Origin of the sequence: Corynebacterium sp. BF-R-2 (genome assembly GCF_024586525.1) — a bacterium.
GTDB lineage: Bacteria > Actinomycetota > Actinomycetes > Mycobacteriales > Mycobacteriaceae > Corynebacterium > Corynebacterium singulare.
This window is the reverse complement of record NZ_JAMFTP010000010.1, coordinates 52,871-74,905: the sequence shown is the minus strand read 5'-3', so window position 1 is coordinate 74,905 and position 22,035 is coordinate 52,871. Positions and strand designations below refer to the sequence as shown.

General features: G+C 61.4%; 21 protein-coding genes. 15 read left to right on the top strand and 6 right to left on the bottom strand.

Going from position 1 to position 22,035, the window contains the following annotated elements; translation table 11 throughout:
- Positions 1 to 18 precede the first annotated feature (18 nt).
- A complete protein-coding gene (locus tag M5J09_RS08465; protein ID WP_257157556.1) occupies positions 19 to 1,089 on the top strand; it encodes a D-alanine--D-alanine ligase family protein in 1,071 nt (356 codons plus the stop codon).
- A 7-nt stretch (positions 1,090 to 1,096) separates the two neighbouring features.
- On the opposite strand, the gene M5J09_RS08460 is transcribed toward M5J09_RS08465, so the two are convergent.
- Positions 1,097 to 2,002 (bottom strand): DUF3515 domain-containing protein, encoded by a 906-nt coding sequence (locus tag M5J09_RS08460; RefSeq protein WP_257157555.1) that lies wholly within the window; start codon positions 2,000 to 2,002, stop codon positions 1,097 to 1,099.
- A gap of 46 nt (positions 2,003 to 2,048) precedes the next feature.
- Between M5J09_RS08460 and M5J09_RS08455 the strand changes: the two genes are divergently transcribed.
- From M5J09_RS08455 to M5J09_RS08420, 8 genes are read left to right on the top strand one after another with little or no spacing between them, the layout of a single operon-like run.
- Positions 2,049 to 3,008, top strand: coding sequence for a thiamine-phosphate kinase (locus M5J09_RS08455; RefSeq protein ID WP_257157554.1), 960 nt, complete (start codon positions 2,049 to 2,051; stop codon positions 3,006 to 3,008).
- On the top strand, positions 3,005 to 3,646 hold the full coding sequence (locus M5J09_RS08450; protein ID WP_042530674.1) for a uracil-DNA glycosylase: 642 nt from the start codon (positions 3,005 to 3,007) through the stop codon (positions 3,644 to 3,646). Before M5J09_RS08455 ends, M5J09_RS08450 begins: the two co-directional genes overlap by 4 nt.
- A 10-nt stretch (positions 3,647 to 3,656) precedes the next feature.
- Entirely contained in the window at positions 3,657 to 5,042 is a 1,386-nt protein-coding gene (locus M5J09_RS08445; protein WP_144792756.1) for a DAK2 domain-containing protein, read from the top strand.
- A gap of 3 nt (positions 5,043 to 5,045) precedes the next feature.
- The gene (locus M5J09_RS08440) at positions 5,046 to 7,142 is read left to right on the top strand and encodes an ATP-dependent DNA helicase RecG (protein ID WP_042530678.1); all 2,097 of its coding nucleotides are present in this window, start codon (positions 5,046 to 5,048) and stop codon (positions 7,140 to 7,142) included.
- A 46-nt stretch (positions 7,143 to 7,188) separates the two neighbouring features.
- On the top strand, positions 7,189 to 7,758 hold the full coding sequence (rsmD, locus tag M5J09_RS08435) for a 16S rRNA (guanine(966)-N(2))-methyltransferase RsmD (protein WP_144792759.1): 570 nt from the start codon (positions 7,189 to 7,191) through the stop codon (positions 7,756 to 7,758).
- A gap of 4 nt (positions 7,759 to 7,762) precedes the next feature.
- A complete protein-coding gene (gene coaD / locus M5J09_RS08430; RefSeq protein WP_042530683.1) occupies positions 7,763 to 8,239 on the top strand; it encodes a pantetheine-phosphate adenylyltransferase in 477 nt (158 codons plus the stop codon).
- A gap of 5 nt (positions 8,240 to 8,244) precedes the next feature.
- Positions 8,245 to 9,000: a sulfite exporter TauE/SafE family protein gene (locus M5J09_RS08425; protein ID WP_042530685.1), complete on the top strand. Its 756-nt coding sequence runs from the start codon at positions 8,245 to 8,247 to the stop codon at positions 8,998 to 9,000.
- A gap of 51 nt (positions 9,001 to 9,051) precedes the next feature.
- The gene (locus tag M5J09_RS08420; protein WP_042530687.1) at positions 9,052 to 9,906 is read left to right on the top strand and encodes a PPK2 family polyphosphate kinase; all 855 of its coding nucleotides are present in this window, start codon (positions 9,052 to 9,054) and stop codon (positions 9,904 to 9,906) included.
- Here the strand turns inward: M5J09_RS08420 and M5J09_RS08415 are convergent.
- The 5 genes from M5J09_RS08415 to M5J09_RS08395 form a co-directional block, all read right to left on the bottom strand.
- The gene (locus M5J09_RS08415) at positions 9,903 to 10,394 is read right to left on the bottom strand and encodes a YbjN domain-containing protein (protein ID WP_070536546.1); all 492 of its coding nucleotides are present in this window, start codon (positions 10,392 to 10,394) and stop codon (positions 9,903 to 9,905) included. The two genes, M5J09_RS08420 and M5J09_RS08415, sit on opposite strands and share 4 nt — an antisense overlap.
- Positions 10,391 to 10,939 carry a hypothetical protein gene (locus M5J09_RS08410; RefSeq protein WP_257157553.1) on the bottom strand — a complete coding sequence of 183 codons (549 nt, stop codon included), beginning with the start codon at positions 10,937 to 10,939 and terminating at the stop codon, positions 10,391 to 10,393. The genes M5J09_RS08415 and M5J09_RS08410 overlap by 4 nt, the downstream gene beginning before the upstream one ends.
- Entirely contained in the window at positions 10,939 to 11,439 is a 501-nt protein-coding gene (locus tag M5J09_RS08405; protein ID WP_042530693.1) for a YbjN domain-containing protein, read from the bottom strand. Before M5J09_RS08405 ends, M5J09_RS08410 begins: the two co-directional genes overlap by 1 nt.
- On the bottom strand, positions 11,432 to 11,947 hold the full coding sequence (locus M5J09_RS08400) for a YbjN domain-containing protein (protein ID WP_042530695.1): 516 nt from the start codon (positions 11,945 to 11,947) through the stop codon (positions 11,432 to 11,434). The genes M5J09_RS08405 and M5J09_RS08400 overlap by 8 nt, the downstream gene beginning before the upstream one ends.
- Before the next feature lie 97 nt (positions 11,948 to 12,044).
- Positions 12,045 to 13,382, bottom strand: coding sequence for a TIGR01777 family oxidoreductase (locus M5J09_RS08395; protein ID WP_257157552.1), 1,338 nt, complete (start codon positions 13,380 to 13,382; stop codon positions 12,045 to 12,047).
- 171 nt (positions 13,383 to 13,553) lie between these two features.
- Between M5J09_RS08395 and pyrR the strand changes: the two genes are divergently transcribed.
- From pyrR to pyrF, 6 genes are all read left to right on the top strand, one after another.
- The gene (pyrR, locus tag M5J09_RS08390; RefSeq protein ID WP_070536541.1) at positions 13,554 to 14,150 is read left to right on the top strand and encodes a bifunctional pyr operon transcriptional regulator/uracil phosphoribosyltransferase PyrR; all 597 of its coding nucleotides are present in this window, start codon (positions 13,554 to 13,556) and stop codon (positions 14,148 to 14,150) included.
- On the top strand, positions 14,151 to 15,122 hold the full coding sequence (locus tag M5J09_RS08385; protein ID WP_257157551.1) for an aspartate carbamoyltransferase catalytic subunit: 972 nt from the start codon (positions 14,151 to 14,153) through the stop codon (positions 15,120 to 15,122).
- An 18-nt stretch (positions 15,123 to 15,140) separates the two neighbouring features.
- Positions 15,141 to 16,493: a dihydroorotase gene (locus M5J09_RS08380; RefSeq protein ID WP_257157550.1), complete on the top strand. Its 1,353-nt coding sequence runs from the start codon at positions 15,141 to 15,143 to the stop codon at positions 16,491 to 16,493.
- A 117-nt stretch (positions 16,494 to 16,610) separates the two neighbouring features.
- Positions 16,611 to 17,756, top strand: coding sequence for a glutamine-hydrolyzing carbamoyl-phosphate synthase small subunit (carA, locus tag M5J09_RS08375; RefSeq protein WP_042533227.1), 1,146 nt, complete (start codon positions 16,611 to 16,613; stop codon positions 17,754 to 17,756).
- A 30-nt stretch (positions 17,757 to 17,786) separates the two neighbouring features.
- Positions 17,787 to 21,128 (top strand): carbamoyl-phosphate synthase large subunit, encoded by a 3,342-nt coding sequence (carB, locus tag M5J09_RS08370; RefSeq protein WP_257157549.1) that lies wholly within the window; start codon positions 17,787 to 17,789, stop codon positions 21,126 to 21,128.
- On the top strand, positions 21,112 to 21,951 hold the full coding sequence (gene pyrF / locus M5J09_RS08365) for an orotidine-5'-phosphate decarboxylase (protein WP_042530707.1): 840 nt from the start codon (positions 21,112 to 21,114) through the stop codon (positions 21,949 to 21,951). Before carB ends, pyrF begins: the two co-directional genes overlap by 17 nt.
- The last annotated feature ends 84 nt before the right edge of the window (positions 21,952 to 22,035 follow it).

Sequence of the window (22,035 nt, the reverse complement as noted above, 5' to 3'; positions counted from 1 at the left end):
CGAGTAAAGTTGCCGGGTATGACTGAAGCGAAACCTGTGCGCGTAGCCGTCGTCTACGGCGGGCGCAGCTCCGAGCACTCGGTGTCCTGCATTTCCGCGGGCGCCATTATGGAGCACCTCGACCCGGAGAAATACGAGGTGGTGCCTATCGGCATCACCCGTGATGGTATGTGGACCCAGGGAACCCGGGAGGGCCTGCAGATTGTTGACGGCCGCCTCCCAGAGGTCGAGCTGCACGACGAGCTTGCGCTCTCCCTTAACCCTGCCACGCGCGGTCGCATTCATAACGTGACCCGTCACGAGCACTACACCGAGGTGGACGTCATCGTCCCGGTCCTGCATGGACCGTTTGGTGAGGACGGGACGGTGCAGGGCCTGTTCGAGCTGTCCGGAATTCCGTACGTGGGCGCCGGTGTGCTGGCGTCTGCCGTCGGGATGGATAAGGAATTCACCAAGAAGCTGCTGGTGGCCGAAGGCCTGCCCGTGGCGCCCCAGGTGGTGCTCACCGGAGAGACTGCGTTGAGCGATGAACACAAGGCCCACCTTGGCCTTCCCGTCTTCGTCAAACCAGCACGCGGCGGATCCTCCATCGGCGTGTCCAAAGTTTCAGTCTGGGAGGATTTCGAGGCAGCCGTACAGCTAGCCTACCAGTCCGATGCCAAGGTGCTCGTGGAGCCGGAGATCCTCGGCGCCGAGGTTGAGGTCGGCGTGCTCGAACACCCAGACGGAACCCTCCAAGCCTCCGTACCCGCGAAACTCCTCGGAACCACGGAGTCCGAGGAAGGTTTTTATGACTTCGACTCGAAGTACATCAATGAGGGCGTTTCTGCAGCAATCCCTGCGCCTTTGAGCCAGGAACTCAGCGAAGAAATCCGCGAACGCGCCATCGAAGCCTTCCGAGCGTTGGGCGCAGCGGGGCTGTCCCGCGTGGACTTCTTCATCACCGACGAGACCTACTACATCAACGAGGTCAACACCTTCCCGGGATTTACCCCGATTTCGATGTATCCGCAGGTCTTCTCCGCAGCCGGCGTGGGTTATGCCGAGCTGCTTGACATACTGATCCAGACTGCACTCGCGCGCGCCTAGCCGCTGTTTATGACTGGGGCGGTGTGGCCTTAGCGAGAGCGTCACTCAGCCGAACGAGCGCCGAGTTCGCCGCGTCCTGCGGGGCAGATAGTGCGAGATCCTCGGAGCGTCCCAAGGCGAACCACGTGCCGGCTGTGGTGCCCTCAGCCAAGGTGGTGTCCTCAAACCACGGAACCCCATTGACTTGCTGTAGCTGGACGCCGGCTGCGTAGTTCTCCGGAGAGGCCACGCCGCAGCGTACAACAATTTCCTCGCGCCCCGGCGCGCTATACACCCACGTGTTCTTGTCGCCCACATCCGAGCGGCGTGTGTAGCCTTCCGCGAGCGATCCTGGCAAAGCTTTGTCGAGCTTAGGGCACATCTCATCCGGCCCGGCAGCTAGCTGGGACAGCGGAGCTGGATGTGGCGTGAGGGATTCATGGGGGAGACGGGAGAGGGCGTCGCTAAGTCCCTGTGGTTCCTCATCTGCCGCGGTGGTCATGGCCACGGCCGGGGACCGCTGCGTGGAGTACCACGTTGTGAGGTTCGATCCTGGTGTCGCATCGATAACCTTGAGCCATTCTTCGCCCTCGACGTCGAGGGTCTGCGAGTATTCAGTGTACTGCTGTGGCAAATCTACGCCGCAGCGCACCGTTACGCGGTCCTCCGAGGTGCTGGCCCATGCGGCGACGCCGGCGGGCGCAGGATCCGCGAGTTCCGCGCGGGGGTGGCCCAGGAGGACGTCGGGAAGCGCTCGCACCAGCTCCGCACATTCGGGGGAGTCCGCGGCCTCCGACGGGGTCGGTGGCAGCGCAACCGGCTGCTGAGCAGTGGACGTGAAGACGTATTTGGCCCCAAAGATCACGGCCAGCACCATTGCGATGGCAATCCCGAGTGAGACGTAGATGGCGGTGCGGTTAAATTGGGTATCCATAGGGGCTTATCCTAACCCCGGGAGGCCTAAAAGAGAGAAGGAGTCTATGGGTTTGTCGCACACGCTGGAGCAGGTCGGTGAAAGGCACGTCATCCATGAGATTGTTGCTGCAGCACCGAGCGCACTCAACGGCGACGATGCAGCGGTACTGTATCCGGCCGCGCCCAATTCCCGGGCGGTAGCCTCAACGGACATGATGGTGGAAGGGCGCCACTTCCGCCGTGACTGGTCGACGGCCGCGGAAGTGGGACAGAAGGCGATAGTGCGCAACTTTGCCGATATCGAGGCAATGGGGGCGCGGCCTACCGCAGCTCTGTTGGCCATCGCCGCACCAGGAGACACACCGGTGGGTTACGTGCGAGGAATTGCGCAGGGAATCGCAGAGCGGTGTGCGCTGTACAACGCTGAGCTGGTCGGTGGTGACCTCACACGCAGCGACAGTTTGGTCATCAATGTGACTGCCATGGGATCACTGGGTGGCAGCGGTGCGCCGTTGACGTTAGACAAGGCGCGAGCGGGACAAACCCTGGTAGCGCACGGAAAGATTGGCTATTCCGCGGCGGGCCTGGCGCTGTTGGAGCGCTTCGGCCGTGCATTGCCTCAGGAATTGGAGGACCTGTGGCCGCTTGTCGACGCCCACTGTGCCCCCACCCTCACCCCCGGTCGCGGTGTTATCGCGCGTGCTACTGGGTCGACAGCGATGACGGATAACTCCGATGGTTTGGTGCGTGACATGGGTCTTATGGCCCAGCGCTCCTCCGTGAACATCGATCTTGACCCAGCGGCGATTGCGCCGGATGCGCTGCTTGTCTCGGCCGGGGCCGTGTTGGATGTGGACCCGTGGGAATGGGTTCTGAGCGGTGGAGAGGATCACACGCTGCTGGCGACGACGTACAAGGCCGCACCGTCTGGATTCCGTGAGATTGGCCAGGTGCAGCGCGGAACAGGAGTAACCGTGGGCGGCGAGGCTCCCCGCTTCACCGGGGGATGGGAGAGCTTCGCATGATTGACACCTCACGGATCCACTACTCCTGGCTGCCGCACATCCGTCACGCCCTGGAGGAGAACCTGCCGCGTATTGAGGAGCACATCGGCCAGGAGTTTTTACCGCCACCTGCGGACGTCTTTGCCGCGTTGTCCATGCCGCTTGAGGATGTTCGCGTGCTCATCGTGGGCCAGGATCCCTATCCCACTCCGGGGCATGCCATGGGGCTGTCCTTCTCCACGCGCCCAGGTGTTGCGGCTCCCCGCTCGCTGCGGAACATTTATGCTGAGTTACAGGATGACCTTGGAATATCCGGGCGCGACGACGGTGACTTACGTGCCTGGAGCGCACAGGGGGTGTTGCTGCTCAACCGCGTTCTCACCGTTGCCCCGGGGCAGGCAGGCTCGCACCGCCGACTGGGGTGGGAGGCGATTACGGAGGCAGCGATTCGGGCGCTTGCCGGGCGCGACATCGTGGCCATCTTATGGGGTCGCGATGCCCAGAACTGCCAGGCTTTCCTGCCCGGCACCGACTGCATTACCTCGCCGCACCCCTCGCCACTGTCGGCGCGGCGCGGTTTCTTCGGCTCGAAGCCGTTCTCCCGGGCCAATGCAGCCCTCGAGGCACGCGGCGTGCCCGCGGTGGACTGGCGCTTGTAAACTAGCCCTCATGTCGTATCCCGCCGAGTTGGACGCTCGCGGCCTGCATTCCTGGGCCGCGCGAACCGTGGAGGAGCTCAAACGCCGCCGCGCCGAGATTAACGCCCTCAACGTGTTTCCCGTTCCCGATTCCGACACGGGATCCAACATGGCTTTCACCATGGAGTCCGCGCTGGCGGAGGCAAACAAGGGCGAGACCGATGTGGCTGAGGCGCTAGCTCTGGGTTCGGTGCGTGGTGCCCGCGGAAATTCCGGCATGGTGCTCTCCCAGGTGCTGCGAGGGGTGGCGGATACTACGACGGAATCTCGCGTCGACGGGGCTGTTCTAGCGGATGCCCTTACCCACGCTGTCGACCTCGTCGATCGCGCACTTGCCGCACCGGTCGAAGGCACGATTATCACCGTGCTTCGCGCAGCGGCCGAGGCTGCTCGCGGCGCAGCGGCTCACCCCGGCGCAGAGCTGCATGGCATCCTCACCGCGGCTCTTGAAGCTGCCCGTCGCGCATTGGCCGCCACGCCCTCTCAACTGCCCGCCCTGCGCGACGCCGGTGTGGTGGATGCCGGTGGGGCCGGACTCGTTATCTTGCTTGAGTGCCTGCTGGCTGAGGTCACTGGTGCAGGACCCACGCCACAGCCGTTGACGGTGGATGAGCGGGAGCCTGTGAATGCTGAGGTGAGCGGGGCGGAAATTGAGGCCATCTTTTTCTATGAGGGTGACCTCGATGAACTCCAGCGGGCATTGGACCACATGGGAAATAGCCTCGTTATTGCACGTGCGACGGAATCCTCGGCGAGCGTGCATATCCACAGCTCGGAAATTGGACCGGTGATTGAGAAGGCTTATGAGCTGGGCGGAGTCAGCCGCTTGCGTGTGGAAGTCTTGCCTGCGGCCGGCCTCGGGCCAGCGGATGAGTCCGTCGCGGACACAGGCCGCCGCATTTTTGCCGCCGTGTCCGAGGACGGGGTGCGGGAACTCTTCGAAAAAGTTGGCGTGATTGTGGTGGACCCAAGCGCCGAACTGAATCAGGCACGTGACGGTGATCTGTTTCTACCCAATGGCTGCGGCGGCGATGCGGGGCGGGCCACCGTTATTCCCTCCGATTCCGTGGTGGCTAGCTTGGCCGCTATGTCGGTCTATGACCCGGAGAATCCTGATACCGCTGAGGTCGTGGCAGCGATGGGAGATGCCGCGCGGTCTATGCGCATGGCGCATCTCGCTGAGGAAACCGAGTCCTGTCTCGAGGACACCTGTCGGGCCCTCTTGGTTCAGGGTGGTGAGCAAGTCACCGTGCTGACCTCGCTGGATGTTGCTGAAGAAGAGCTCGCCCACAGACTTGGTGTGGACACTGTTGTCGTAAGCGTTTCCGGTGCGCGTACGGAAATTGGGGTGGAGTAGACCGTGCTGGGCTGGCAAGATGAGCGCGCGCTCACGGCTGTGCTGCCGAAGAAAGATGCCGCGGCGCTCAAGAAAGCTTTCGGCTACACCACCTGCGGTGAGTTACTCAGCCATTACCCGCGCGATTACATCCGCCACAACAAGGAGGTGGGCCTTGGCGGTGCCGAGGAAGGTGACCAGGTCACCATTACCGGCGTCATCACCGATGTGCGCACGCGCTACACCTCCAAGGCGATGGTCTTCACTCTGTATATGGACAGTGGCATTCAGGCGGCTTTTTTCAATGCGCACTTTGTCCAGCGCATCCTGCGTGGCGGAATGCGCATCATGCTCTCGGGAAAGCTGAAGTACTTCCGTGGCACACCGAGTCTTCAGCACCCGGATTTCCTCATCCTGGACCCAGGGACTGCCCAGAGCTCGCTGCTGGATAAAGCAGCAGGGACGGGCACAGGTTCGCTCAAGAAGCTCGCGCAATTCGGTTCGTTGGAGACCTTCCTCAAACGAGAGTGGATTCCCGTGTATCCGGCCAGCGGCACAGCCACCTCCTGGTACGTCATGGGGGCAATTCACAAGGTACTGGAGAACACCCCACCAATCACGGAGCCGCTGGACTACCGCATGATGGTGACTCTGGATCAGGCTGTGCGTGAAATCCACGAGCCTGGTCCACAGGGGCCGGAGCGGGCGATTCAGCGTCTCAAGTACAACGAGGCACTGTCCATCGGACTCGTCATGGCGTTGCGCCAGCGTGATGTCAAGGCCCGCACGGCACCATCGATGCCAGCCATCATCGATGGTTACCGCGATGAGCTGCTCATGGAGCTTCCCTTCGCGCTTACCGATGGCCAGCGTCGCGTCATTGGTGAAATCGACGAAGACCTGTCCGGAACCGTTCCCATGATGCGACTGTTGCAGGGCGAAGTTGGCTCCGGCAAGACCCTCGTAGCCACGTGCGCGATGCTGCAGGCAGTTGACGCCGGTAAACAAGCAGCGCTACTGGCGCCAACAGAAGTGCTGGCGGTGCAACATGGGGCGTCGATAAGCACAAGCGTTCCCGAGGGCGTCACCGTCACCGTGCTTACAGGCTCGATGAAAACCGCGGACAAGCGCCAAGCCCTTCTGGAGATTGTCTCTGGCGAAGCCGATATCGTCATCGGCACCCACGCCATCATCCAAGACACTGTTGAGTTCTTCGACCTCGGCCTCGTCATCGTTGATGAGCAACACCGTTTTGGTGTGGAGCAGCGTGACAGTCTGCGAACCAAGACGCGGGAGGGAACAAGCCCGCACCTGCTCGTCATGACCGCAACACCGATTCCTCGCACCATCGCCATGACAGTCTTTGGTGACCTTGCCGTCTCAACTCTTAAGGAACTACCGGGTGGGCGCAAGCCCATCTTGTCCGCGGTGGTGCCGGAATGGAAGCCGGAATGGGTCCGCCGCGCAATCGAACGCATCCGTGAAGAGGTAGAGAAAGGCCACCAGGCCTATATCGTGTGCCCTCGCATCGACGGCGAGGGAGGAGTCGAGCAGATGTCCGTTCAGCTGCGCAACCTGCCCTTTAGGGGGCTGACCGTGGAGATGCTGCACGGCAAAATGCCAGACAAGGACGAGGTCATGGCCAGGTTCGCGCGGGGAGAGATCGACATCCTCGTGGCCACCACGGTGATTGAGGTCGGCGTGGACGTGCCGAATGCCACGGTGATGCTCATCCGTGAATCAGAGAATTTCGGCGTGTCCCAGCTGCACCAGCTGCGCGGGCGTGTGGGCCGAGGCGGCAATGAATCGGTGTGCTTGTTGCACACGACGGCGCAGCCGAACTCTAAATCCTATCGGCGCGTGTCCGCCATTGCGGATACCCCATCTGGTTTTGACTTGGCAGAACTGGACCTCAAGCAGCGCCACGAGGGCGACATCCTCGGAACCCTGCAGTCAGGCACGAAACGCACACTCAAACTCTTGGACTTAAGCAATGACCGTGAGATTGTCGAGCGTACGCACAACGATGCCGCTGCGATGGTGGAGCGCAACCCCCAGCTTGCCGAAGAGCTTACCCAGAATCTCACCGCGGACGAGCAGGGTTTCCTAGAAAAGAATTAGGGGGACATCTCCCGACGCTGGACTTTGGGGGGATAGGGTAGAGGCCATGACGAGAATCATCGCTGGGGAAGCCCGCGGGCGCACCATCAAGGTGCCCGAGTCTGGGACGAGGCCAACTTCCGACCGTGCCCGCGAGGGCCTTTTTTCATCTCTCGATGTGCGCTGGGGTTTCGTGGATTCCCGTGTGCTCGATCTCTTTGCTGGCTCCGGTGCGTTGGGCCTTGAGGCCGCCAGCCGCGGTGCGGAGGAGGTCGTTCTGGTGGAACATAACCCCGCTGCGGTCAAGGTGATTCGACACAACATTGGCGTGGTGAAGCACCCCCGCGTGGACGTGCGGGAAATGAAAGCCTCAACGTATCTGGCCACCGCACCGCGCGGCTACTTCGACATTGTTCTCGCGGATCCTCCCTATGACTTCGACGACGTTGACGGGCTTCTGGACGCGATTGAACCCGTGCTCGATGACGCTGCAATTGTCGTCATCGAACGGCACGTGGATTCGCCCCACACTGAGTGGCCGGAGGGTTTTGAGCCGACCGGCCAAAAATTGAAGAAGCGCACTTTCGGTATTGCGCGCTTTGACATGGCTATCTATCACCGAAGCGAGGAGAACTAACATCATGCCCACTCATGCCGTCTGCCCTGGTTCTTTCGACCCCATCACGCTGGGGCACGTCGATGTCTTTACCCGCGCTGCAGAGCTCTTCGACAAAGTCACGGTACTTGTGACCGCCAACCCAGATAAGCCTTCTGGACTCTTCACCGTAGAAGAGCGCGTCGAGCTCATCCGTGACACTGTCTCGCTTGACATCGAGGTCGAGTGGTGGAGCGGTCTTCTCGTGGACTACACCAGCGCCCACGGCGTGGACACGATCGTTAAAGGCCTGCGGTCCTCACTGGACTATGAATACGAGCTGCCCATGGCACAGATGAATCGTCGTCTCTCCGGCATCGATACTGTCTTCCTCCTCACCGATGAGAAGTACGGCTATATCTCCTCCTCGTTGTGTAAACAGGTGGCGAAGTATGGTGGCGATGTGACTGGCATGTTCCCGGAGCGTGTCGCAGAGGCTGTCATGAAGCGCTACCGAGGTTAAGCGCGGTGAGTGTCGTAGCACTTCCCTTTGCCATCCTTCTTATCGTCGCGGTGGGATCGTGTTTGCAGCGCGTCTCCGGCATGGGCCTCGGACTCATCGGTGGGCCCATTCTGACCCTCATGTTGGGGCCGGTGGAAGGCATTATGGTCACGAACGTTCTGGCCTGCATCAACGCAGCCTTAACCACGTATTCCATGCGCGCTGATGTGGATTGGCACAAGTGGCTGCGCATCGGCCCCTTCATGGTTTTGGGCTCGATCCCGGCGGCACTTCTCATTGCACGGATTGATACCGCGAGCCTCCTCGTGTTGGTGGGCGGCGCGCTGCTTTGTGCGCTCGGCGTGGTGTCCTTCGGACGGCGTTTTGTCCCCGAGCTGCATGGAACCGGGCCAGCGATATCTGCTGGCATCCTCGGTGGTTTCACTAACACATTGGCAGGCGTGGCCGGTCCGGTCATCACGGTGTATGCCCAGGCGGCGCGGTGGCCGCAGTCGGTCTACGCCGCGACCTTGCAGCCCTGTTTCTTCATCGGGGGGCTTTTCTCCGTAGTGACCAAGTATTTCTTAGGGGCTGGTGGCTTCGAAGGTTTGCACTGGTTGGTGTGGCCTTTCGGCATCATCGGCATGTTCATCGGCATCAAGGTGGGCACGTCGATTGCAGGGCGGGTCTCCCGAGAGAAGGCACGCAAGCTTTCCTTAACGGTGGCGAGCTTGGGTTCCTTGAGTGCGCTCATTCGTGGCCTTATAGCTTTGGCTGCGTAGGCGAGTAAAGGCTGGTGTTGCTGTGGCGGCGGTCTCTGTAAGCTGGTCGCTATGGCGAAATTCAAGATCGAAGACGCACTGAACCTGCGCGCAGGCAAGAATTTTCAGATCGACTCCGTGGATCCCTCCTCCACGCCGGGGTTCGACGGCGATAAGGATGAGCTCGACGATCGCTTCTCTAAGTATGACGATGAACTGTACGAGCTGCAGGAACGCCTCTTCGCCAACGGCCGCGCCTACGGTGAAGACGCACCAGCTGCACTCATCGTTCTGCAAGGTATGGACACCTCTGGCAAAGGCGGCGCCATTCGCCACGTGCTGAGTACGTTCGACCCGCAGGGCACAACGACGGTTGGTTTCGGCAAACCTACCGATGAGGAGCTGGAGCACGACTTCTTGTGGCGTATCCGCAAACACGATCCCACACCCGGACAGATTGTGGCCTTCGACCGTTCGCACTACGAAGATGTGCTCATCCAGCGTGTGCATGAGTGGGTCGACGAAGAGGAAGTTGATCGCCGCATTGAGGCGATCCGTGACTACGAGCTGGACCTGACGGCCAAGGGCGTCAAGGTCATCAAAATCTTCCTGCACATCTCTAAGGAAGCGCAGAAAGAGAACCTTCTCGAGCGCACCGAGCGCCCGGATAAGTTCTGGAAGTATGACCCGTCGGACGTCGAGGAGCGCGCGTACTGGGATAAATACATGGAGGCCTACCAGGACGCGATCCAGCGCACCGATGAAAACTATGCCCCCTGGTATGTCATCCCCACTGACAATAAGAAATACGCCCGCATGGCGCTGAAGTTCCTCATCGTGGATCTCCTGCGGCACGTGGACCTTGAGTGGCCGGCACCCGACTTCGACCCAGAAGTCGAGCGCCAGCGCATCGAAGAGGCCGACTAAGCCTCGTCACCCGGCACACCGCCCGCAAGCCCGCGGACGGTGTCGTTAAAGGTATCCAGCACGGACAACAATGCCTCTTGGGCACTGATAATGCCTAGGTTGAGGGCATGGAATAGTTGGTCATCAGTCATGCCCACAGCGGTGACGAAACACGCGTCACCGCGCAATTCCACCATGCCCTCAGCAGTACCAACGAGCGCACGGCCGTCGAAAGCGCTGGAATTAAACTCATTGCACAGCACGTGGAACAGCGAAACTACCTCAGCGTCTAGCTGCGTGGGCAGAACGCATTCGAGGCGTACCAGTTCGTCTTCAACAGAGATGACCCAATCCAAGTCGTTGAGGCGAGCCACGACTACTGCGCCGTCGTCGGGCTGGGCCGTTGCGGACATAGCGAGCTCCGTCCCGGTGAGCAAGGTCAGCACGCGGTCGCGAGTAACTTCGGGCAGGGGAGAACCAGCCAGAATCTCGTAAGGGTCTGCACTCATAGTTTGTCCTCTGTCTCCTGTTCCTGCGAGTCATTCCACGTCACGGCCTGCGGGAAGCGCTCAGCGATGACATCGAAGATCTCGGCGAAACTAGCCAATGAGCTCAGCAAGAAGTGCCCCAGCTGGCCCAAAGACAGGCCCTCGCCTACGGCCATGGCGCGGTTGGCACAAAGCTGGATCTCTCCGGGCGCACCAGCCTTGTCGTCCTCGTCGCCGCTCACCAGATAACTTACGGTCGGCGCCACACTGGCCCAGTTGAGCTCGGCCACGGTTGCGGCCACCGCTTCCTCCTCAACGGCAGCAAGCGTGCCCTCCCATGTGGCAAAGGTGCTGAGGACGTCGCCGTCTTCGCTAAGGTCGCAATGCACCGCAATGTGCGGGATGCCGGTTTGCAGGACGCGGTGTAAGTCAACGTCGTCAGCGTACGCATCTACCTCGACATCAGCTCGCGGGGCTTCAATGATGGCATAGTCGGCGTCGATGATCTCACACAGCTCGGCGAGCCTGTCAATGCTCACCGGCTCGATAGCGTGAAGGTCAGTCACTACTCGGCGCTTTCGGTGTTGCCCTCGCCCGCCTGAGCAGCAGACTCGGAGCCAAGCTTCGCCATCTCCTCAGCGGCGGCAACCATTGCGTTCTGGGCATTGATGACGCCGTCAACGGAGGCGCGCAGAGCAGAAGCCAGTTGCTCGTCATTCATACCGGCAGCGCATGGAATATCGGACTCGGTGCGCACGAGCAGCATGCCGTCAAAGTCTGTGATCACGGCGCTTGCACCCATAGCCACGGAATTAATCTGGTTAGCAGCCAGGAAGAGGCCAGCATCTGCCTTGGCATACTCGGCGTCGGTAGGCACATCGCAGCGCACAATGGCCACGCTGTCGAGCACCGCAAACATGCAGGGCAGGCCGTTAAGGTTCGCGGTGGCGGCATCGGTGCGACCGGTCACCGGTTCAAGCTCGATGTCGAAAGTTTTCATTGCGGCGATGACACGGTCGAGCGTGACGTCAGGCAAAGCGTTCGGGTCCTTGGCAGGATTAGTCATGGTTGTGCTCCTTCCAGGTCACAAGCTGCGGGTACTGCTGTTCAATCCATTCGAAGGATTGCAGGATGGCATCCAAGGTGGACATCACAAAGGCGCCTAGCTGGTTGCGGGAAGCACCGTGGGTTGTGTCCAACTCGCGGGCACCGGAGACTGCTAGGGCGTTATCTGGGGCCTCAAAGAAGCGGAACGTGGGCGTGAAGTGATCCTGATTCCACGAGTTGATGTGCATCAGCAGCGCGGGGCCTTCGGAAGCGGGAACCGAACCGCGCCACACGGAATCCACGATGAGGGAGGAACCGATGAGTTGGAAAGCAATCGCCGCATTGGAGAAGCCAGTGCGCAGGAGAGTAACGGTTCCAGAGTCCTGCGTCTTCTGCTCTTCGATGCGGTATTCCAAGCCCTCGGAATCAAAGATCTCCGCGATGCGCTCGAGGGTCACATCCTCCACGGGGGTGTCAGGCAGCAGCTCGCGCTGCTGCGCTTCTTGCTGATTGGTCGCGTCAGTCACTTTCTTTCTCTCACTCACTTCGCTAGTTTCTGAGCCTTAATTTTCTTTACGGCCCCGACCCTACCGGAGGCATGGGTACCGGGTGAGCGGGTGGGGCCTAGAAGAGCTCCTCGCCGCCCAATTCATGGGCAAGCGCTTGGTCTACCTCGCGGTAGCGGAAAACATGCCCTAACTCGTCTAACTTGGCGGGTATTACCTTTTGGTTGGCCAGGGCAAGCTCACGGGCGCCTTCCTTGCCTAGGAGCACGGCGGGGCCTAGCTCCGGAATCGGAATGATGGTGGGGCGGTGCAGCTCGGAGCCCAGAGCAGCGACATAGTCGCGATTGCGGACCGGGGTCGGGGAGACGGCGTTGATGGGGCCCTGCCACCTCTGGTCCAGGGCGGCACGAACGTACATATCCTCGAGGTCATCTTGGGCAACCCAGCTGTACCACATCTCGCCCTTGCCAAAAGCGCCGCCACACCCCGTGGAGAACAGCGCACGCAACAGCGGGAGCATCCCGCCGTTTCCGGACTGGACGATTCCGGTACGCATGTTCACCACGCGTTTACCGGCAGCAACCGCCGGCGCACAGGCATGCTCCCAAGCTTCCACCACGTCGGCGAGGAACCCCTCGCCACGCGCGGAATTCTCCGTCAGTTCTTCATCACCGCGGTCAGGCCCATAGAAACCAATCGCCGAAGCACAGACCATGGCACTGAGTGATGTGGTCTCGGCGGCGACCTGTGCCAGCAGGTGTGTTGGGCCCACGCGCGAATTCCGAATGGCCTGTTTGTGGGAGCTGTTGAAGCGGCCAAAGATGGGCTCGCCAGCCAAGTGGATGAGCACGTCCACGCCTTCCAGCAGGTTCTTGGCAGGTAAGTGTGGCCGCCACAGGCGCTCGCCCACGCTCGGAGTGGCGCGAACCAAGGGGATGACGGTGTGGCCGAGCGTAGTGAGCTGTGCTGCGACGGCCTTGCCCACCGTGCCGTGGGAACCGGTGAGGGCGATGGTCAGAGGATTATCGTTCAGCGCGCCCAAGCGCTGTGCGAACCGGAAGTCCTCGATGAGCTGATGCTGGCGGTAGGCAAACGTGGACCTGACGGCCGCGGAGGGGATGCGGGTATGAACCTTGTCCGTGATCAGTGTGCCGTCCGGGTGATCTTCGAAGAGATGCTCATGACGCCAGTTCGCCAGCACGCGGAAAGGGGCGTTGACGCACACGTCGGCGAAGGACTTCTGCGGTTGGTAACCCGCCAAGTCATGGCGGGCGACCCATTTCAGCCCGCCCGGCAGGCCCAGTATCGACGTGCCGGTGGCTAGAGACTCTGCCTGGCGGATGGGAGTCATGACACCAAACGGTGCGTTCAATCGAAGGAGTGCCCCGGGACGCTCGTGCCACCGCCACACCTCCTCGCGTGATGCTGGAACAACGTGCTGGGTGGTGAAACTCACTAGTGGACAACCTGCCTTAAGGATAGTGGGGCATGAAGGCTGGGTTTTAGCCTTCAACAGTGCACGGAAAAAGTGCTAAGGTTGGTGCTGACTTTCAAGCATAGACAGTCTTTCTAACCATTGTCCGACATCCTTTAAAGACCGCACTGTGAGGCGGGGAAGGAGGTCACGATGAGTGAAACCGACATTCACGCGGAGTCCAATGAGCTTTTGAGCTCATCAGACGTCGCGCGCACCGTCGCACGCATCGCGCACCAGATCATTGAAAAAACCGCGTTGGATTCGAGTGACTCATCGCGAGTCATTCTCCTTGGCATTCCCTCTGGTGGCGTGCCACTAGCCCAGCGCCTTGCTGAAAAAATAGAGGAATTCTCCGGGGTAGAGGTTCCCTGGGGTTCTCTCGACATCACCTTGTACCGTGATGATCTTTATTCGCGCCCACACCGCGCGCTTAAGCCCACTACTGTGCCGGACGGTGGTATCAACGCCACCACCGTCATCCTCGTGGATGATGTGCTCTATTCCGGCCGCACGATTCGCGCCGCGCTCGATGCGTTGGCGGATATCGGCCGCCCCGACATCATCCAGCTCGCGGTCTTGGTGGATCGCGGCCACCGCCAGGTTCCCATTCGCGCCGATTATGTGGGCAAGAACATTCCCACCGCGCGTGATGAGGACGTCACCGTCTACAACGCCGAAATCGACGGCCGTGACGCCGTCGTGCTCACCCGTTCGGTCGAGTCGGCACAGCCCGGCAAGGAGGCCTAAATGAAACATCTCATCAACATTGCTGACTTGAGCGCTGAGGAGATTCTGGCGCTCATGGATGAAGCGGATCGCTTTCGTGAGGCGCTTGATGGGCGCGAGGTTAAAAAGCTTCCCACTCTGCGTGGCCGCACGGTCTTTACCCTGTTCTACGAAAACTCCACTCGTACGCGCTCGTCCTTCGAGACGGCCGGCAAGTGGATGTCTGCGGATGTCATCAACCTCTCTGCGTCGAGCTCTTCCGTGAAGAAGGGCGAGTCCCTCAAGGACACCGGCTTGACGCTGACCTCGATTGGCGCGGATGCCATCATCATTCGCCACCCGTCCTCGGGTGCTGCGCAGCAGCTGGCCAGCTGGGTCGCTCCGGATGGACAGGGGCCGAGCGTCATCAACGCCGGAGACGGTTCGCACCAGCATCCGACGCAGGCGCTTCTCGACGCCACCACGATGCGCCAACGCCTCAACCTCGATACCGAGCGCTCCGCGGGCGGCACGGGGTTTGAAGGCCTTAAGGTCACCATCGTCGGTGACTGCCTGCACTCCCGCGTGGTGCGCTCCAACGTGGATTTGCTCTCCACCTTGGGCGCTGAGGTCACCCTCGTTGCGCCGCCGACGCTGCTGCCCTATGGGGTAGATACCTGGCCGGTGCGCGTCTCACACGACCTCGATGCCGAGGTGGCTGATGCAGACGTCGTTATGATGCTGCGCGTGCAGGCCGAGCGCATGAACGGTGGTTTCTTCCCGTCTCATCGTGAATACGCCTCCCTTTATGGTCTATCCAAGGATCGCGCGGCCGCGATGAAGAAGGATGCGATCATCATGCACCCAGGCCCGATGGTCCGCGGCATGGAAATCAACTACGCCGTGGCGGACTATGACAATGCGGCCGTGCTTCAGCAGGTTAACAACGGCGTCCACGTGCGCATGGCCACCTTGTTTACGCTGCTTACCAATGGCGAGAACGCCGGAATCTAGACGAGGAGATACTGAGATATGACTACTTATCCTGACACCGGCGCGCTGTCTGCACCCGCGGACGGCACCCTGCTCATCACCAATGTCCGCCCGTATGGCGAAGGTGAGCCGACAAGCGTCCTCATCAAGGACGGCATTATCACAGCGGTGGGCACCACGAACGATGCAACGGGCGGCGCCGCGCCAGACCGCACCATTGATGCTGGCGGTCATGTCCTCCTTCCAGGCTTGGTGGATATGCACGTTCATCTGCGCGAGCCCGGCCGTGAGGACACCGAGACCATTGAGACTGGTTCGCGTGCCGCTGCCAAGGGCGGCTTCACCGCCGTGTTCACCATGGCGAATACCTCGCCCGTGACCGACCAGCCCATCATCGCTGAGTCTGTCTGGGCCAAGGGCCAGGCCCGCGGCCTGTGTGATGTCCACCCTGTTGGCTCTATCACCAAGGGCCTTGAAGGCAAGACGCTCACCGAATTTGGCATGATGGCGCGGTCTGATGCCAAGGTGCGCATGTTCTCCGATGACGGAAAGTGCGTCCAGGACCCGCAGCTCATGCGTCGCGCCCTGGAGTACGCCAAGGGCCTTGATGTTCTCTTGGCACAGCACGCTGAGGATCACCGCATGACCGAAGGTGCTTCCGCCAACGAGGGTGAGGTCGCTGCACGCCTGGGCCTGCGCGGATGGCCGCGCGTGGCGGAAGAATCCATTGTCGCCCGCGACGCACTCTTGGCCCGTGACTACGGCAACCGCATGCACATTTGCCATGCGTCTACCAAGGGCACCGTCGAGCTGCTCAAGTGGGCGAAGGAGCAGGACATTCCACTGACTGCCGAGGTCACCCCGCACCACTTGCTCATGACCGATGAGAAGCTCGTGACCTATGACGGTGTCTTCCGCGTGAACCCGCCGCTGCGCGAGGAAGCAGATACCTTGGCGCTGCGCCAGGCGCTTCTCGACGGCCTCATTGACGTCGTCGCCACCGACCATGCCCCGCACGGAAGCGAAGACAAGTGCGTCGAATTCGAGAACGCAAAGCCCGGCATGCTGGGGCTGGAGTCCTCCCTCGCGGTCATCGCCAAGCTTTTCGTCGCTACCGGGCTCGCGGACTGGCGCTTCGTTGCCCGCGTCATGTCTGAGCGTCCAGCCGAAATCACCCGTCTGCCTGGCCACGGCCGCCCCATCGCCGTGGGCGAGCCAGCCAACCTCACCATCGTCGATCCAAAACACTCGTGGGTATCCGATTCCACCCGCCTGGCTTCTAAATCGGACAACAACCCCTATGAGGGCGAGGAATTCGGCGCGCGCGTGACCCACACCATTCTGCGCGGCGCGGTGACGTATGACCTCGCCGCCGACCACTCGGGACAATAGTTACTTAGAGACACCACGAGCACCTAGTGCTACATACTGAAAGGCCACCACACAGTGACTTCCACAGAAACTTCTTCTGCAACCGCGACCGGTGAGGCGTCGTCAAGCGCCCAGCCCATTCCCGCCATCCTGGTACTCGCTGATGGCCGCACCTTCCGCGGCCACGGCTTCGGCGCGACTGGCACCACCCTGGGCGAGGCCGTCTTCACCACCGCCATGACCGGCTACCAGGAAACCATGACGGACCCGTCGTACCACCGCCAGATTGTCGTGACCGCTGCCCCGCAGATCGGCAACACCGGCTGGAATGACGAGGACAATGAGTCCCACGGGGACACGATCTGGGTCGCCGGCCTCGTCATCCGCGACCTGGCACGCCGCGTCTCCAACTGGCGCGCTGCGCGTACTTTGCCGGAGGAGATGGAAAAGCAAGGCATCATCGGCATCAGCGGAATCGACACCCGTACCGTGGTGCGACACCTGCGCAACCACGGCTCCATCAAGGCCGGTCTCTTCTCCGGCGAAGCCGCTGAGAGGGACGTTGCGGAGCTCATCGAGGAGGTCAAGAACCAACCGTCTATGGCTGGCCTGGATCTCTCTGAGGAGGTCTCCACGGATAAGCCCTACACCATTGAGGCAGTCGGGGAGAAGTGCTACACCGTCGTTGCCTACGACATGGGCGTGAAGACCGCTACGCCGAACAACTTTGCGCAGCGCGGCATCGAAACCATCGTCGTTCCGGCCAATACTCCGTTTGAGGAGATCACGCAGTACAACCCAGACGGTGTCTTCGTCTCCAACGGCCCGGGTGACCCGGCTACGGCCGACGCCATGGTGGAGGTCGTCCGTGACATCCTCGCCGCCAAGTACCCCTTCTTCGGCATCTGTTTTGGTAACCAGATTCTCGGCCGCGCGCTGGGCATGGACACCTACAAGCTCAAGTTCGGACACCGCGGCATCAACGTGCCGGTGCGCAACCAGCTCACCGGCAAGATTGACATCACGTCCCAGAACCATGGCTTCGCCCTGGCCAGCCCGTCTGGCAAGGAGGACCCTGCCGGCGAGGAATTCGATACCGACTTCGGCCCAGCCATCGTCTCCCACACCTGCCTGAACGACAACACCATTGAAGGCGTTGCCCTCAAGGATGGGATGGCCTACTCGGTGCAGTACCACCCGGAGTCTGCTGCTGGCCCCCACGATGCCAACTCGCTCTTTGACCAGTTCATCGAGCTTATGGCCGAAAAGTCCCCGAACAAGTAAACCGCAACCAGGAAAAGGAAGAAGAAACTTATGCCAAAGCGCACCGACATCAATCACGTCCTGGTTATCGGCTCCGGCCCGATCGTCATCGGCCAAGCCTGCGAGTTCGACTACTCCGGCACCCAGGCGTGCCGCGTCCTGAAGGAAGAAGGCCTGCGCGTGACGCTGGTCAACTCCAACCCGGCCACCATCATGACGGACCCGGAGTTCGCTGACCACACCTACGTCGAGCCCATCGAGCCGGAATTCATTGAGAAGATCCTCCTGAAGGAAAAGGAAGAAGGCCACCCCATCGACGCCGTGCTGGCAACCCTTGGTGGCCAGACCGCTCTCAACGCTGCGGTTCAGCTGGATCGCCTCGGCATCTTGGACAAGTACGACATCGAGCTCATCGGCGCGGACATTGACGCAATTGAGCGCGGTGAGGACCGCCAGAAGTTCAAGGACATTGTTGCCTCCATCGGCGGTGAGTCGGCTCGTTCCCGCGTGTGCCACTCCATGGAAGAAGTCCACGAGACCGTGGCCGAGTTGGGTCTGCCGGTTGTCGTGCGACCGTCCTTCACCATGGGCGGCTTGGGCTCCGGTCTGGCCTTTACCGAGGAGGATTTGGAGCGCATCGCCGGCGGCGGTCTCGCAGCATCGCCAGAGGCCAACGTGCTCATCGAGGAGTCCATACTTGGCTGGAAGGAGTTCGAACTCGAGCTCATGCGTGACGGCGACGATAACGTCGTGGTCATCGCCTCAATCGAGAACGTCGACGCCCTAGGCGTGCACACCGGTGACTCCGTCACCGTAGCCCCGGCGCTGACCCTGACCGACCGCGAGTACCAGAAGATGCGTGACCAGGGCATCGCCATCATCCGTGAGGTCGGCGTTGACACCGGCGGTTGCAACATTCAGTTCGCCGTCAACCCTCAGGACGGCCGCATCATTACCATTGAGATGAACCCGCGCGTGTCCCGCTCCTCTGCGCTGGCGTCCAAGGCCACCGGTTTCCCCATTGCGAAGCTGGCCGCCAAACTCGCCATTGGCTACACCCTCGATGAGGTTCGCAACGACATCACCGGCGTGACCCCAGCGGCCTTTGAGCCGACGTTGGACTACGTCATTGTCAAGGCTCCGCGCTTTGCGTTTGAGAAGTTCCCGGGTGCCGATGACACCTTGACCACGACGATGAAGTCGGTGGGTGAAGCCATGGGCATTGGCCGCAACTACATTTCCGGCCTTAACAAGGTGATGCGTTCGCTGGAGGGCAAGCAGGCCGGTTTCTGGACCCAGCCGGACGAGTACTTCGCTGGGGAGCGCGCCACTGACCTGGATGCCGTACTCAAGGATCTCGAGCGCCCGACCGAGGGCCGCATGTACGACATTGAGTTGGCTTTCCGCCTCGGCGCTACCGTGGAGCAGCTGCATGAGCACTCCAAGCTCGACCCGTGGTTCCTGGCCGAGCTCGAGGCCTTGGTTCAATTCCGGAGCGAGCTTGTCGATGCCCCCGTGCTCGATGCCGAGCTGCTTCGCCGCGCCAAGGTCTTTGGCCTGTCCGACGCCCAGATTGCCGCCTTGCGCCCAGAGTTTGCCGGTGAAGACGGCGTACGTTCTCTTCGCTGGTCCTTGGGGATTCGTCCGGTGTACAAGACCGTCGATACCTGTGCAGGCGAGTTCGAGGCACAGACCCCGTACCACTACAGCACCTATGAGCTTGACCCGAACGCCGAGTCCGAGGTCCGCGAGAGCGCGGACGGTTCCAAGGGCAAAGTCATCATCCTGGGCTCCGGCCCGAACCGCATTGGTCAAGGCATCGAGTTTGACTACTCCTGCGTTCATGCCGCCTTGGAGCTCTCCCGCAAGGGCTACGAGACCGTCATGGTCAACTGCAACCCCGAGACCGTGTCCACGGACTACGACACCGCGGATCGTCTCTACTTCGAGCCGTTGACCTTCGAGGACGTTATGGAGGTCTACCACGCTGAGTCGCAGTCCGGCGAGGTCGCCGGCGTCATCGTCCAGCTCGGTGGCCAAACCCCGCTCGGCCTGGCAGAGCGCCTCACCGCTGCGGGCGTACCGGTGGTGGGCACTTCCGCTGCTGCCATTGACCTGGCAGAGGACCGCGGCGAGTTCGGCAAGGTTCTGGAAGAAGCCGAGCTGCCGGCCCCGGCTTTCGGTACCGCCACGTCCTTTGACGAGGCCCGCGCGGTTGCCGCTGGCATTGGCTACCCGGTGCTAGTCCGCCCGTCCTACGTGCTGGGTGGACGCGGCATGGAGATCGTCTATGACGAGGGCTCCCTGCGTGACTACATCGACCGCGCTACCGAAATCACCTCCGATCACCCCGTCTTGGTGGATCGCTTCCTTGATAACGCCATCGAGATCGACGTCGATGCGCTGTGCGACGGCGAGGAGGTCTACCTGGGCGGCGTCATGGAACACATTGAGGAAGCCGGCATCCACTCCGGTGACTCCTCGTGCGCGCTCCCGCCGATGACGCTTGGCCCGCAGGATATTGAGAAGGTGCGTGAATCGACGCGTCGACTAGCGCACGGCATTGGCGTCAAGGGTCTGATGAACGTTCAATACGCCCTCAAGGACGACACTCTGTACGTCATTGAGGCTAACCCTCGTGCCTCCCGTACCGTGCCGTTCGTGTCCAAAGCCACGGGTGTTCCGCTGGCCAAGGCTGCCGCGCGCGTCATGCTGGGTGATTCCATTGCGCAATTGCGTGGAGAAGGCATCATCCCGTCCAACTACGATGGCGGATCCCTCCCGCTGGAGCACCCGATTGCGGTGAAGGAAGCCGTCCTTCCGTTCAACCGCTTCCGCCGCCCAGATGGACAGCTGCTGGACACCCTGCTGTCCCCAGAGATGAAGTCCACTGGTGAGGTGATGGGCTTGGCCGATAACTTCGGCGCGGCCTACGCCAAGGGTGAGACGGCGGCCTTCGGTGAGCTGCCAACGGAGGGCACGGTCTTCGTATCCGTGGCTAACCGTGACAAGCGCACCCTGATTTTCCCGATCCAGCGTCTGGCCTATATGGGCTACACCATCGTGGCCACCGATGGCACTGCGCAGATGTTGCGTCGCAATGGTGTGGAGTGTGAGGTCGCTACGAAGGTTTCGGAGGCCAAGGACGGCGAGGAGTCCATCGTTGATGCCATCCTCGGCGGCAAGGTGGACCTCATCCTCAACACCCCAGCTGGTTCCGCGGGTGCCCGCCACGATGGCTATGACATCCGTGCCGCCGCTGTGTCGGTTGGTGTTCCGCTGGTCACGACTGTCCAGGGCGTCACTGCCGCGGTGCAGGGTATTGAAGCATTGCGCCAGGGTGATCTCAAGGTGCGCGCACTTCAGGAGCTCGAGCATGCCCCAGCCAAGTAGCACTGTCGCGTCCTTTGGCGAGCGCGCTGTCGCAGCCGGACGTGAGCGAGGACGTCTGTGCGTGGGCATTGACCCGCACCCACACCTACTTGAGGCGTGGGGCCTGACTGTCGATGTTGACGGCCTGCGCACCTTCACCATGACGTGTGTGGAGGCTTTTGCTGACACCGCAGCCATAGTGAAGCCGCAGGTGGCTTTCTTCGAGCGCTTCGGCTCCCGCGGCTTCGCAGTGCTAGAGGACGCCCTGGCGGCGCTGCGTGAGCAGGGCTGCTTGAGTCTGGCCGATGCCAAACGCGGCGATATCGGCTCCACCATGGCCGGCTATGCCGATGCCTGGCTGGGGGAGAGCTCTCCTCTGCGTGCGGACGCCGTAACGGTGTCGCCCTACCTCGGCGTTGGTGCTCTGAATCCAGTCTTTGACCTTGCCGAGGCGACAGGCAGGGGAGTATTCGTTCTTGCCGCGACCTCAAATCCGGAAGCAGTGGCCCTCCAGTCATTAAGCGTTGATGGGCGAAGTGTAGCCCAACGCGTTGTGGACGAGCTCGCAGAACGCAACACGGCGGCCGGGGCGGCTGTAGGTGCTCTCGGCGTGGTCGTTGGCGCGACCCTCGACACGCCGCCCGAGCTAGACCAATTAAATGGTCCTGTGCTGCTTCCAGGCGTCGGCGCCCAGGGAGCCACGCCTGACGACGTCCGTACACTGACTGCGGCGGCGCCTGAACTGGGGTTTGCCAACGTGTCACGAGCCATTCTTTCACATGGCCCACAGGTCGCTGACCTGCGTGAATCCGTCATATCGACGGCTGCGGAGTTCCGGGATTAAGTGTGCGGCGCGCCCGATTAACGAGCGCGCCGTTTACCTGGTATTTTGTTTAGGGCATATGCGTTGACGTGCAGGAACCTTTAG

Coding starts and splice junctions, on each gene's coding strand:
- M5J09_RS08455 (WP_257157554.1), top strand. CDS start 2,049: ATGGGTTTGTCGCACACGCTGGAGCAGGTCGGTGAAAGGCACGTCATC.
- M5J09_RS08465 (WP_257157556.1), top strand. CDS start 19: ATGACTGAAGCGAAACCTGTGCGCGTAGCCGTCGTCTACGGCGGGCGC.
- coaD (WP_042530683.1), top strand. CDS start 7,763: ATGCCCACTCATGCCGTCTGCCCTGGTTCTTTCGACCCCATCACGCTG.
- rsmD (WP_144792759.1), top strand. CDS start 7,189: ATGACGAGAATCATCGCTGGGGAAGCCCGCGGGCGCACCATCAAGGTG.
- M5J09_RS08445 (WP_144792756.1), top strand. CDS start 3,657: ATGTCGTATCCCGCCGAGTTGGACGCTCGCGGCCTGCATTCCTGGGCC.
- M5J09_RS08450 (WP_042530674.1), top strand. CDS start 3,005: ATGATTGACACCTCACGGATCCACTACTCCTGGCTGCCGCACATCCGT.
- M5J09_RS08415 (WP_070536546.1), bottom strand. CDS start 10,394: ATGAGTGCAGACCCTTACGAGATTCTGGCTGGTTCTCCCCTGCCCGAA.
- pyrF (WP_042530707.1), top strand. CDS start 21,112: ATGCCCCAGCCAAGTAGCACTGTCGCGTCCTTTGGCGAGCGCGCTGTC.
- M5J09_RS08385 (WP_257157551.1), top strand. CDS start 14,151: ATGAAACATCTCATCAACATTGCTGACTTGAGCGCTGAGGAGATTCTG.
- M5J09_RS08405 (WP_042530693.1), bottom strand. CDS start 11,439: ATGACTAATCCTGCCAAGGACCCGAACGCTTTGCCTGACGTCACGCTC.
- carB (WP_257157549.1), top strand. CDS start 17,787: ATGCCAAAGCGCACCGACATCAATCACGTCCTGGTTATCGGCTCCGGC.
- M5J09_RS08380 (WP_257157550.1), top strand. CDS start 15,141: ATGACTACTTATCCTGACACCGGCGCGCTGTCTGCACCCGCGGACGGC.
- pyrR (WP_070536541.1), top strand. CDS start 13,554: ATGAGTGAAACCGACATTCACGCGGAGTCCAATGAGCTTTTGAGCTCA.
- M5J09_RS08460 (WP_257157555.1), bottom strand. CDS start 2,002: ATGGATACCCAATTTAACCGCACCGCCATCTACGTCTCACTCGGGATT.
- M5J09_RS08420 (WP_042530687.1), top strand. CDS start 9,052: ATGGCGAAATTCAAGATCGAAGACGCACTGAACCTGCGCGCAGGCAAG.